This is a genomic window from Bacteroidota bacterium, assembly GCA_016711505.1.
Classification (GTDB): Bacteria; Bacteroidota; Bacteroidia; order AKYH767-A; family 2013-40CM-41-45; genus JADKIH01.
This window is the reverse complement of record JADJSV010000018.1, coordinates 170,041-182,173: the sequence shown is the minus strand read 5'-3', so window position 1 is coordinate 182,173 and position 12,133 is coordinate 170,041. Positions and strand designations below refer to the sequence as shown.

General features: G+C 36.1%; 10 protein-coding genes. 5 read left to right on the top strand and 5 right to left on the bottom strand.

The genetic code is table 11. From position 1 onward, the window contains the following. Nucleotides 1-11 precede the first annotated feature (11 nt). Entirely contained in the window at nt 12-488 is a 477-nt protein-coding gene (locus IPL24_16870) for an SRPBCC family protein (GenBank protein MBK8365277.1), read from the top strand. A gap of 18 nt (nt 489-506) precedes the next feature. Here the strand turns inward: IPL24_16870 and IPL24_16865 are convergent, their stop codons facing one another. The 4 genes from IPL24_16865 to IPL24_16850 form a co-directional block, all read right to left on the bottom strand. Further along, entirely contained in the window at nt 507-956 is a 450-nt protein-coding gene (locus IPL24_16865; protein ID MBK8365276.1) for a hypothetical protein, read from the bottom strand. Nucleotides 957-1,269: 313 nt separating this feature from the next. Then, nucleotides 1,270-1,686 (bottom strand): hypothetical protein, encoded by a 417-nt coding sequence (locus IPL24_16860; GenBank protein MBK8365275.1) that lies wholly within the window; start codon nt 1,684-1,686, stop codon nt 1,270-1,272. Between the two features lie 80 nt (nt 1,687-1,766). Then, nucleotides 1,767-2,054, bottom strand: a complete 288-nt coding sequence (locus IPL24_16855; GenBank protein MBK8365274.1) for a hypothetical protein — start codon at nt 2,052-2,054, stop codon at nt 1,767-1,769. 371 nt (nt 2,055-2,425) lie between these two features. Next, complete coding sequence (locus IPL24_16850) at nt 2,426-2,872, bottom strand: hypothetical protein (GenBank protein ID MBK8365273.1); 447 nt, start codon at nt 2,870-2,872, stop codon at nt 2,426-2,428. Between the two features lie 566 nt (nt 2,873-3,438). Here IPL24_16850 and IPL24_16845 point away from each other — a divergent pair. The 4 genes from IPL24_16845 (at nt 3,439) to IPL24_16830 (ending at nt 7,435) form a co-directional block, all read left to right on the top strand. Further along, a complete protein-coding gene (locus tag IPL24_16845; protein MBK8365272.1) occupies nt 3,439-4,731 on the top strand; it encodes a T9SS type A sorting domain-containing protein in 1,293 nt (430 codons plus the stop codon). Nucleotides 4,732-4,755: 24 nt separating this feature from the next. After that, on the top strand, nt 4,756-5,400 hold the full coding sequence (locus tag IPL24_16840) for an alpha/beta hydrolase (GenBank protein ID MBK8365271.1): 645 nt from the start codon (nt 4,756-4,758) through the stop codon (nt 5,398-5,400). A gap of 196 nt (nt 5,401-5,596) precedes the next feature. After that, a complete protein-coding gene (locus IPL24_16835) occupies nt 5,597-6,361 on the top strand; it encodes a class I SAM-dependent methyltransferase (protein ID MBK8365270.1) in 765 nt (254 codons plus the stop codon). Nucleotides 6,362-6,511: 150 nt separating this feature from the next. Continuing rightward, nucleotides 6,512-7,435 carry a bifunctional hydroxymethylpyrimidine kinase/phosphomethylpyrimidine kinase gene (locus IPL24_16830; protein MBK8365269.1) on the top strand — a complete coding sequence of 308 codons (924 nt, stop codon included), beginning with the start codon at nt 6,512-6,514 and terminating at the stop codon, nt 7,433-7,435. A 360-nt stretch (nt 7,436-7,795) separates the two neighbouring features. On the opposite strand, the gene IPL24_16825 is transcribed toward IPL24_16830, so the two are convergent. Then, nucleotides 7,796-12,109 carry a T9SS type A sorting domain-containing protein gene (locus IPL24_16825; protein MBK8365268.1) on the bottom strand — a complete coding sequence of 1,438 codons (4,314 nt, stop codon included), beginning with the start codon at nt 12,107-12,109 and terminating at the stop codon, nt 7,796-7,798. Between the last annotated feature and the right edge of the window lie 24 nt (nt 12,110-12,133).

The window sequence follows — 12,133 nt, the reverse complement described above, 5'->3', positions numbered from 1 at the left end:
CATAACAAATCATGGACACTACAATGCAAATCCTCAATGTATCTCCCGATTGTGAAATTGTCAATTCGCGAGTGATCAATTTTTCCAGAGATTTAATTTTTCGTGCATGGACAGATCCTTATCATTTAAAAAACTGGTGGGGACCAAAAGGCTTTACAAATACTTTCAGTGAATTTGATTTACGTCCGGGTGGTACCTGGAAATTTGTAATGCACGGTCCCGACAAAGGACATTTCCCAAATGAAGTAGTTTTCGTAAAAATCGAAAAGCCCGAACTTATTGTTTTAAACCATGTTTCCAGTCCACAGTTTCAGGTCGTAGCATTGTTTGAAGAAGTTGCTTACAACAAAACAAATCTAACTTTCAAAATGGTTTTCGGTACAGCAGAAGAATGTGAACAGATCAAAGCCTTTGCTGTAGACAAGAACGAAGAAAATCTGGATCGCTTGGAAGCGGAATTGGGGCGGATGTTGAGTGGGAAGAATTGATTCCTGCCTTTTAGGATTTCATTTTACTTTTACAAACTTGATTAGTTTGTTCTCATCTCCGTATGTGACGAACAAACTATCGCCTCTCTGTGTTACAGAAGTTAAATCTAAAAAAGCGTCGTAAAAATTATGACCACATTTAGTTCGTTCCATTGCTTTTGATCCTTCCATATTTGTAAAACTAATATTGTTTTCAGAATCAATTGAATATTCTCCTTGAAGAAAATTTTTAGACGCTAATCCATGAATGATGCCTGCCTTTCCTTCAGGATCAAACTCTATATAGAATGCGTTTTCATTGTTAATATTTGGGCATTCTTCAGATTTTGTTTGAGTATTATAGAAACAAACAAAATTCCATCTACCTTTTAATTCTCTTTTATTGGGTTCCTCTGAAAATGAAATGGAAAAGTCCAGAATAAAAATAATAGTTAGTAAAAAATAAATTTGGGAAGCGGGATTTTTCATAGATGCAAACAATATTAGGCAAAAAAGAACAATGTTTTATTTTATTTAGTCCATAAATCAATTCATAATGCTTGATAAGACTTATGAATCCATAATTCATAAATTAAAACACTCGAAATAATCCCAAAGAACCTCCCAATTTATAAAAACCGGGTTCTTCCGTAAGTATTGTTTCCTTACTACCATTGACAGAATAATATGGTAAAGCCTTTAGATAAACTTTTCCGCCTACATTTAATTTATAGCCTATTCCAAAACTTGCTACCCATCTATTATAAGTTGCAGATTCCAGTTCCAGGATTTTAGTTTCAATTCACGGTGAACCATTAAATATTCTTTGTGCGAAAGTTGAAATGACAAACTCATTATTAAACGCAAAGAAAAACGAATTCTTTTTTCTGCTAAAATTCAGATGAACATTTAACAATATTCCTATATTCTTCGACTTATAAACGATTGGATACAAATCTGTATTATAAAATTGACGCTTGGAATATTCTTCATTAAAAAAAGAAATTCCCGTTCCAAATGCAACCAACTCTGTATTATAAATTCCTTCAAAACTCACTTTTGTATTAAGCGGATTATAAGATCCATCATTATAAGAATAACCTGCACCTGATGACCATGATATTCTTTCAACATGAAAATTGATGCCTGCAGAAATTCCGTTTTGTGCATTACATTCCTGAATAATTAGTATTCCGAAAAGGAATATAAATTTTCTCATTTTATAAATAAAGTCTTTCAATATTATCAAGTTTTATTTTACCTTATAAGCTTTTATATGTCTTCAGTCATTAAAAATTGCTATCCTTCATTTAAAAAAACAATATAACCAAGAAATGGCTCATTAAAATCGTTATAGAAAAAATACTTTGTGTCACATCTGTAATTTCCCTCCAGTAATTCAGGAGCAACAAATGAAACCATACCAATTTGACTTTCTCCGGGATTGATGCATTCACTGTTTAATTCAATTTGCCCTGATGAAAAAGTCCAGGCAAGAATGTCAAAAAACGGTCTGTGTTTATTACGAATTGGTTGTTTACTATTAGGAGAACAAAATATTTTAACTTTAAATTCTTTATCAGCCATTTAACTAGCAATTTAATTCAATGCTAACAATGTAATGATTTTTAAAGAATAATATCAGGTGGTCTATAAATATACAAATAAATTTAACTTTAACAAAGGTTACTTACGACAAAGGTAAAAACGATTAAGAAATAAATATTTTTGAATTTTTTGGGGTTCAACTTTAGATTTTATAAAAACAAACTATTAAAACATTCGAAATACTCCTAACGAAACCCCTAACTTATAAAAATCTTGCTCAGCAACGAGTACTGCCTTTTTTGAACCATTTATTGAACAATAAGGAATAATTTTAAAATAAAATTTTTCCGCAAAATTGAATTTATATCCAATTCCAAAACTGGCGACCCAACGGTTATACGTTGAGGCCTCTAATTCATAAACTTGATTACTATTAATAGTTCCAAAAGGTCGATCAATTGTTTTGATGCTTGAGTTGTAAAGATAAACTCATTATTAAAAGCAAAGAATAATGTATTTTTATTTTTTCTAAAATTCAAACAGGTGTTCAATAATATAGCAGTGTTATTTGACTTATAATTTATTGAATTCAAATCAGTATTTGAAACTTGACGCAATTTATATTCTTCAATAAAAAATGAAACACCTGTGCCTACTCCTATCAATTCTGAATTATATGTCCCTTCTAAACTTATTTTAGAGTTTACAGGATTATAATACCCATCATAATAAGTTCCTGCTTCAGTTCCAGTCCAAGTAATTCTATCAAAGTGATAATTTATCCCAAAAGAAAATTTATTTTGAGAATAACTGTCTTTAGCAAGAAATAAGCCTATTATAAATATAACTAGTTTCATTTCAACAGCAATTTACGTATATATTTCTTTCCATCTAAATTAAATACTCTACGATAAAATCCAATGCTCATAATAGAAATTTCATACTCCGAAATTTTTGATTTCTTCTTAACTTCGTCTTTAAATTTCTTGCCAAATATATATCTCTGCTTGAATAAGTCAAGCCTTGATTAAATCCTTTTATTAGTTCACTTTTTTAAATGTATACTTTACTCCAAAATAAACCATTGCTGCATCAGCCAAAACGCTAATTTAATGACAAACCTGCGCTTGTCTTCATTTTGATGAATGATATATAAAATTAATGTATTAAATTAAAATGCAATCCGTAATCATGTGCGACCTCTTCGAGGTCGGGGGGCCTGTGCATTATTTTCTACCAATATGTGATCCCGCCGGGATCAGTCGAAATTTAGTGGGATGTTCTTAGATACAGATCTAATATACCTATTAGATCGCTAAGAATATTTTTTTTATTTTGATTTGGGATACCAATGGAATAAATCGTATTGAAGTGAAATTTCTTTCCGAGTTTAATATATCTTGCATTCTCATATCACCGTACCATGAAATTCACCTTCAAATTCGCACTCCTCCTTTCATCTCTCCTAACTACTGCGCAAGCTCCAAACCCCGCCCTAATCGGTTACTGGCAAAACTGGAACGATGCAAATTCACCTTACATACAACTTGATCAGATCGATTCGCGCTACAATTTAATCGAAGTTTCATTCGCTGTTCCGCAAGCGGGAACAGATTATAAAATGGAATTTATTCCCGATCAGGTTTCGCAACCGGCTTTGATAATACAAATTCAAAGTCTGCAAAGTCAGGGGAAAAAAGTTTTGATCAGCATTGGCGGAGCTACTGCACCTGTTTCGCTCGACAACATTTCAGAACGCGATACATTCGTTGCGACGATGAATGCAATTATCAATACTTATGGTTTCGATGGAATTGATATCGATCTTGAAGGGAGTTCATTGTCAACATCAGGTGGTACAATTGCAAATCCAGTGGATGCTCATGTGATCAATCTGATCGACGCCATCAAACAGATCATGGGTGATTTTTATTCTGCGCATAACAAAAGATTACTGCTTACAATGGCTCCTGAAACCGCATTTGTTCACGGAGGACAATCGGCTTATGGTGGAATCTGGGGTGCATATCTGCCGGTGATACATGCCCTGCGTGACTCCATTGAAATATTACAAGTTCAACTTTACAATAGCGGAAGTATGTATGGTATCGATGGAAATATTTACACGCAAGGTACAGCAGATTTCATTATTGCAATGACAGAAGCACTTATTCAGGGATTCAATACAGCTGGCGGAATGTTTGCAGGACTAAATGCAAGTCAAATTGCTGTCGGACTTCCTGCCTGTACAAATGCTGCAGGTGGTGGATATACAGATCCGTTGATCGTAAAATCTGCAATGGATTATCTTCGCGGAACAGGTCCGCAGCCGGGAAGTTATACGCTGTTACAATCCGGTGGCTATCCGGATTTGAGAGGAATGATGACATGGTCTGTAAACTGGGATGCCGTAAATACCTGCGGAACTGCAGACGAGTTTGCCGAAAATTTCGAAACGATATTTAATATTCCGACTACAATTACAAAAAATGATTTTGAAGAATTATCCGTCTATCCGAACCCTGCGAGTGAATACATTACAGTAGTAAATACACAAAATTCAACAATTGAAATCTATGATATACTGCAACATAGAATGCAGATAAAAAATCAATTGAAAGAAAGCGATAAAACGACTTTCAATATTTCAAATTTATCGCCGGGAATATATTTTATTAAATCGCAAGATTGTTTTTTTCGGTTTATTAAACATTGATTCCTATTTCATATGTTTACAAGTGTGAATAGAAAAGTATACATTCTGAGTGGACTTGGTGCTGATGAAAGGGTCTTTAAGAAATTAGATCTTGTTCCTTTAGAGCCGGTATATTTAAAATGGATCCCACCACACAAAAATGAAAGTGTAGAATCTTACGCTTCACGGTTACTTTCTCAGATCACAGAGAAAAATCCGGTTCTGATCGGTCTGTCATTCGGAGGAATGATGGCTATTGAAATAGCTAAACAGATTGAAACAGAAAAAATAATTTTACTTTCATCAGCGAAAACGAAATATGAAATTCCCTGGTATTACAGATTTATTGGTTTTTTAAAAATTCAAAGAATTTTTCCGATCAGGTATTTTAAAAAAGTAAAATTCCTGACAAATTGGTTATTCGGAATTACAACTCATGAAGAAAAGGTCTTGTTAAAAACCATAATTGAGGAAACAGATCACAGGTATTTATTATGGTCTATCGAAAAAATTCTTACCTGGAAAAATACGTTTGTTCCAAAAAATGTTATTCATATCCATGGTACTGCAGACCGGGTCTTACCGATCCGTTATATAAAATGCGATTACGAGATCAAAGGTGGCGGACATTTCATGACGTTGAATATGCCGGGGGATATTTCTGATATAATTAAAAAGTATCTTCTGTAACATGGTTGATAAAATAAACACTAAGAGTAATGGTAGATAAAAATAAACACTAAGACCACAAGTTCACAATAAGAACACGGATTTTATGACATATTAAATTCCGTGATCTTATTGTGAACTTGTGTTCTTGTGTTTAACTTCATCCCGTATAATTTTATTTGTTTACATTCATTTCATACAATCATTCCACTACAAAATGAAAATCCCCAACCCAGCATTCAACTACGACACCCACGGACAAAAATATTCAGGACAAAGAAAAACAGATCCGCGGATTGCTGCATATGTACATAACGCATTAGCAGATTCAGAAACCGTTATTAATATTGGTGCGGGCAGCGGATCATATGAACCCGAAGACAAATATGTAATTGCTGTTGAGCCATCGATTACAATGCGCACACAACGAATTGCAAACGGAAAAATTCCTGCTATCAATGCTAAAGCAGATTCACTGCCATTCGATGACAGATCCTTTGATGCAGCAATGGCCATGGTAACCGTTCATCACTGGCCGGATATTGAAAAAGGAATTTCTGAAATCCGAAGAGTGACAAAAAAACGCATCGTCATTATGACCTTTGATCCGGATGCATTAGATGATTTCTGGAATGTAAATTATTTCCCCCAACTAATAGAAATTGAAAGAGCACGATATCCTTCAATCACACGTTTGCAAAAAGCTTTAAGTGCAAAAACGGAAGTCATAAAAATTCCAATTCCACTCGACTGTGTCGACGGTTTTCAGGAAGCCTACTACGGTCGTCCGGAAGCTTTTCTGGAAAAAGAAGTCCGTATGGCTCAGTCGGCATGGGGATTTTTATCTGCAGAACTTGAAGAAAAATACATTCAGAACTTAAGTAACGATCTACAATCGGGGGCCTGGGATAAAAAATTCGGTCATTTCAGAACACAACCAAACTTTACCGGTGCGTTAAGATTGATCGTTGCAAACTTATGATTCGGGAATCGAATTGATAAAGTGAAACCTGATTTATTAACAACGCCTGCAATTTCGCGGTGAAAATCATGTTTTTTTCTGTTTCAAATGCATGGTCGTCTTTAATAAACCCGCCAACTTTTCTATCTTTGCCGAAAATATACCACCCCCATGAGCCTTGTAGTAGTCGGAACTGTAGCATTTGATGCCATAGAAACACCTTTCGGAAAAACAGATAAAATAATCGGCGGAGCAGCTACCTATTCAGGGATCTCAGCTTCGTATTTTGGAAAAGACATTAAGCTGGTTTCCGTTGTCGGTGAAGATTTTCCGACGGAGATGATCGAAAAATTCGGCCAGTTTGGTTTGAATACCGAAGGTTTACAGATTAAAAAAGGACAGAAAACATTTTTCTGGTCAGGGAAATATCACGTTGATATGAATACGCGTGATACAATTGACACTCAACTAAACGTGTTGCTTGATTTTGATCCTGAAATTCCTGCTTCATATCAGGATTGTGAATTTCTGATGCTAAGTAATCTGATGCCACAACTTCAGAAGAAAGTAATTGAGCGAATGACAAAGCGTCCGCGTCTGGTTGTATTAGACACGATGAACTTCTGGATGGAAACACAAATGGAAGCTCTTTTAGAAACGATCAAACTTGTCGATGTACTTACGATCAACGATTCAGAAGCTCGTCAGTTGACAAATGAATATTCACTTGTACGTGCAGCTCAGAAAATTCTGACAATGGGTCCGAAATACCTGATCATCAAAAAGGGTGAGCATGGTGCATTACTATTTAATAAAGAACAAGTGTTCTTCGCTCCTGCCCTTCCACTTGAAGATGTATTTGATCCGACAGGTGCAGGCGATACTTTTGCCGGAGGTTTCATTGGCTATCTTGCACAAACGCGCGATATCTCTTTTGACAATATGAAACGCGGAATTATTTATGGTTCAGCAATGGCTTCTTTTTGTGTTGAGAAATTCGGTATCGAAAGACTTGCGGAATTAAAGCAAGAAGAGATCGATGAGCGCGTTCAGCAGTTTGTGAACCTTGTTCAGTTTGATATTGAACTTGTCTAATCAATTTTTCTTGAATTGTTTATTTTAGTTTTAGTGCTGCGGGTTTTTAAAACACTAAGACCACTAAAATTTAGCACAAGAGCACAAGTGAAGTAATACATCATTAAGTGTTCTTGTGACAAATTTTAGTGACCTTAGTGTTTAAATTTTACCTGTCCTCCAAACAAAAACAAAAAAAGCTGCATCAGAAAATCTGATACAGCTTTAATTAGGATTAGGGAAATTTCTTTTTAGAAAAAGTTGCACCGGAAAATTCGGTGCAACTGTATTAGGGTTAGGGAGACTCTTTTGAAAAAGCTGCACCGGAAAACCCGGTGCAACTGATATTAGGATTAGGGAAACATCTTTATATAACTCATTTTATCTTTTTACAATTTCAATTGCTCTGTTAAATATTCCTTGTTCAGAAATACAACGAAGCTGATAAATTCCTTGAGGTAAACTTTCAACAGGAATCGAAGCCTGGTTACCATTTACTTTCAAATGCACTAGTTGCTTTCCTGTGATATCAAAAATATCCATGTACTGGATCATGATATCATTTGAATAGATATTCAAAACGGACGTTGCAGGATTCGGATAAACTTTAAAGTATTTGTTTAAGTCTATAACCGGTACTTTGTTTACAGTCGGATCTACATAAATTGTATCATTCACTCTTGCCAATGGTTGAACAAGTTGAGTGTATGTTATCGCTGTTACATCAGTTAACCTGAACAGTGAATTTGTAACTGTAGAAATATTATCTACAATAACAACATCGAAAGATGCAAGATCACCAAAACCGTTTGCAACATTCTGATGATCGTTTCTCACCATTGCAACTTCAAGTTTTCCAATCGTAGGAAAATGTCTGACGAATGTGATCATATCAACACCAACAGTTCCTAACCAGCTTCCAACAAAACTCGATTGTACACTCATTGTATCAACAACAGTTGGATCATAGTTTACAGTAAATGCAATTCCATACAAACTATCAACCGGAACGGCCGCTGTGCCCAATAGCACATCAATATGTACTGCCATTGATGGTCCGACAGTATCAGGAGTTGCTTCAAGACTAAGCGGTGGAAGAAGATGACTTGAAGTAGTAATAACAGGAGGTGTTAAACGAGCCGGGTGATTGAGAGAATAATTCTGATCGATTGCAACTGTATCAGCATACTCTACAATTCCATTTCCATCACTATCTGCATGTTTGATATTCACTGCAGAACTGAACCACGAAGAAAAATCTGCTGCGGGTTGCGCAGTCCAGGAATTATTTCCACCTCCTCTTACAGGACCGGTTTCATTGAATGCAACACCGATATTTAGTATGTCAAAGTTGTTGCACAACAAATCAAAATTTGCATCACCCGGCCATACATCGGAAGTAACAAGACAAGGTGTAAATTGCCAGTTAACATTTCCGCCGAGATCTGTACAGCCTTGTCCGGCATAAAAATTCGCCCCGCCTGCGCCGGTGATCCCTTGCAACAATGCATTACTGATACAAACGTCACCTGAAGTTTTTGAGAATGTTGCAGCGTTTGTTCCATTTAAATACACTGGAAATCCCGGACTACCTCCACATATTAGCTGAGTACCGATCTCCTGAGTTCCATACACAGTAACTGTACGTCCGGGATTATTAAAGAACAGTGTATCAAAATAATTATTACCAAATAAACCAACATCATTGAAGAATACAGCCTTCTCAATTGTGCATGTACTGGAAACTCCACTGATACCTGCATAGTAGTAAGCCGTAAATTGTTTACATGTAAGACTCGGTGTACTGAAATTACAACCTGGTGCATTTACAGTAATGTTTTTAAATGTCCCCTGAGTTTTGAAATAGTAACCGTACGCATAATAAGCAGGAGCAAAAACGTTCATATTAAAATCCGTTTGTGCAGTATTTGTATTTGTTCCTTTAAGATCAAAGTTTGTAACTTCTATTGTTACAGGTCCAAGATTTACTGTTGTGCCCGCTTCACTACTTAAATTCGAAACCGTGATATTGTTTCCATTAAGATCAAGTGAGCCCGATGCAAGATTAATGCTCGTTCCGGAAAATTCATCAGCAAGTGTGAATGTTCCATTTGCCATTTCTATTTCCATTTCATCCATTAAACTTCCGCCGGTAAATAATTCTGCAGTACCTGAAGAAAGCATTCTCAGGTTTTGCAATTGGATGATTGTAGTCGGTGCAAAGTACGCTGATGAATACATTGTAACTATTGCCGGAATTCCCGGAGCCAATGTAACTTCAGTTCCTGCTGTGCGCATATCGAATTTATTCATGGCAGGATTTGCAATATCGAATGTCAGAGTGTTTCCACTCAGTCCTGAATTCTGATCAAGGTATACATCGTCTACTGCAGTAGGAACACAGTTACCACCGGTGCCACCACTTACTAAAGCCCAGTGTGTAGAATCACTCCAGTTTCCCGGTCCGCCAATCCAATATAAGTTTCTTGCAGTAGGCGAAGTGATAGTCCATCCGGTATTATTACCGGAGTTGATACTATTCGTTGCATTGAACACTGCACCTGAAACATTGATGTCAGCAATATCAAAGTAGTCGACGTTTACAGCATTAGACAAAGTCTTGACAATATTCGTTTGCGCACCCGAAGTTCCACTTCGAAGACTGATCATTTTATTACAATTCGCAGTTGCAAATATTTCATTCGTAACAGTGAATGTTCTTCCTGCGTCCTGGATAATTGAATGTCCGCCGTTATTTAATTGCAATGTATCAGTAGAATTTTGTCCATGCAGATACAAGTCACCGCCTACTTCCATTCTTCCAAATGAATTATTATTTCCAAGATGAACAGTACCTGTACTTTTAAAAATGTTTGCTGTTACATTTGAATCTATTCGCCCATCCTGAGTAAAATCAATACTGTAATATGTTCCGCTTGATGCCATAACAGCATTTGAAGTTGGGAATTGAATTTGCGCAGTTGACGAACCAGTCTGAGTACCCATAAATGAAAACCCCTGCGTGTAGAAAAGTGTATTCGTCATAATTACGGTTGTAAGCGGATACGAATTTAATCCGATGGCATTCACACTTCTGTTGCTGAAATCCATTGTACCACTTTCGAGAAACAGAATCTCAAAATTCAGATCAGTTGTTGCAGTATAAGTTCCTGTACCTACTTTATCAATATAATTTAACGGAGCTATTGAACCCAGAATGCAAGTACTTGCAGTGCCTGTTAATTTCAAAGTATTAACATTCCAGGTTACTGCTGATTGAATATCTACAGAACCATTTACAGTTAGAAAAGTTCCTGAAAATACCGGCCCGAATGCAACGTTAGAAATTTGCAGATTATTACAAGTTGCGAGATCATTGACTGTATAAACAGTGTCGCCGGCTGTTAAAGAATTTGCATCGAAAATTGTGCTGTCAAGTTTTGTCGGACTACATGTAGTTGGGATTCCGCCGCTGGTAAGTGACCAATGAGCCGGATCATTCCAGTTTCCTGTTCCATTTACCCAAAATAATTTTCTCGGCGTAAGGCTTGTAATTGTCCAGCCGGTGTTATTACCATTGTCAATTGAATTGTTAGCAGTAAATGTAGCACCGCCCGTAGCAGTGATTCCACTCAGTTGAATATAATTTAATGTCACATTTCCGGAAGGTACATTCAGAGTAGAAATTCCACCCGGATACATTGAGTTCAGAGTTCCGAAATTATTGCAATCAGAATTTATATCAAGTAAATTATTTACAGTTGAAGTTTCATTTACATATAAATAAATATTGGTGCTGGAGAGCGTATCGAATGTACTTGTACTAAGAATGATTTGTTTATCAAAAATACCTTTTTGGATGATTGAGTTTCCAACAAATCCATTATCGGTCATTGACACATAATTAGAACTAATTCTGAGAACAGATCCTGCACCTATGAACATAACAGAATCAAATACAGTAGTACTTCCTGAAGCTTCGATTTCTCCACTTGCACAATCAAAGATCACTGTAGTAAGATCACTGCCGGTAATTGTTCCAAGAGCCTGAAATTTTCTTGGTTGAGTACTGAATGAAGTGCCTGCAATTGTAACGGTGATATCACCTGTTGTTAAAACGGGAAGAACTGTTTTGGTAAATGAATTACAATGAATATTATTTCCGTTTGCATCAAGACTACCATCTGTTAACTCTATATTTCCTGTACAATACAATGGCGATTGAAGAACAAATGAACCACTTCCATTAAACTGAATATAACCAAGTTCTTTTTGTCTGGTGTCAATGTTTACACCTGTTTGAGTAGATGAGAAGGCGAAACTTATCTGATTAACGATCATATTATCAATAAATGTAAGCGAGCCATAAACTTTGAGAGTTGCACCCATTCCTTCAATACTCGGCATATATAGCGCACCGGTCCAATCCATGTTCTTACAGAAATAAAATGTAGAGTCCAGTTGTACAAACTGATTGATTGCAGTGAATGATTGAGCATCAAAAAACACATCATCATTCAGATTTGGAATGGATGTATGAAATGTAGACCCACCACTTGTCGTTGCCCAATGATTTGCAAAGTCACTCCAGCTTCCTGATCCTCCAACCCAATAAAAATTTGCAGCATTGGAATTCTGAAGAGCGGATAACATCAATCCGATCATGAGTAAAATTTTCGTTGTAGCTTTTTTCATTGTCTGTGCTTTTTCCTTTTGATG

What these genes read in the sequence shown, in the direction of transcription:
- IPL24_16870 (MBK8365277.1), top strand. Translation starts at nt 12, where the DNA reads ATGGACACTACAATGCAAATCCTCAATGTATCTCCCGATTGTGAAATT.
- IPL24_16865 (MBK8365276.1), bottom strand. Translation starts at nt 956, where the DNA reads ATGAAAAATCCCGCTTCCCAAATTTATTTTTTACTAACTATTATTTTT.
- IPL24_16860 (MBK8365275.1), bottom strand. Translation starts at nt 1,686, where the DNA reads ATGAGAAAATTTATATTCCTTTTCGGAATACTAATTATTCAGGAATGT.
- IPL24_16855 (MBK8365274.1), bottom strand. Translation starts at nt 2,054, where the DNA reads ATGGCTGATAAAGAATTTAAAGTTAAAATATTTTGTTCTCCTAATAGT.
- IPL24_16850 (MBK8365273.1), bottom strand. Translation starts at nt 2,872, where the DNA reads ATGAAACTAGTTATATTTATAATAGGCTTATTTCTTGCTAAAGACAGT.
- IPL24_16845 (MBK8365272.1), top strand. Translation starts at nt 3,439, where the DNA reads ATGAAATTCACCTTCAAATTCGCACTCCTCCTTTCATCTCTCCTAACT.
- IPL24_16835 (MBK8365270.1), top strand. Translation starts at nt 5,597, where the DNA reads ATGAAAATCCCCAACCCAGCATTCAACTACGACACCCACGGACAAAAA.
- IPL24_16830 (MBK8365269.1), top strand. Translation starts at nt 6,512, where the DNA reads ATGAGCCTTGTAGTAGTCGGAACTGTAGCATTTGATGCCATAGAAACA.
- IPL24_16825 (MBK8365268.1), bottom strand. Translation starts at nt 12,109, where the DNA reads ATGAAAAAAGCTACAACGAAAATTTTACTCATGATCGGATTGATGTTA.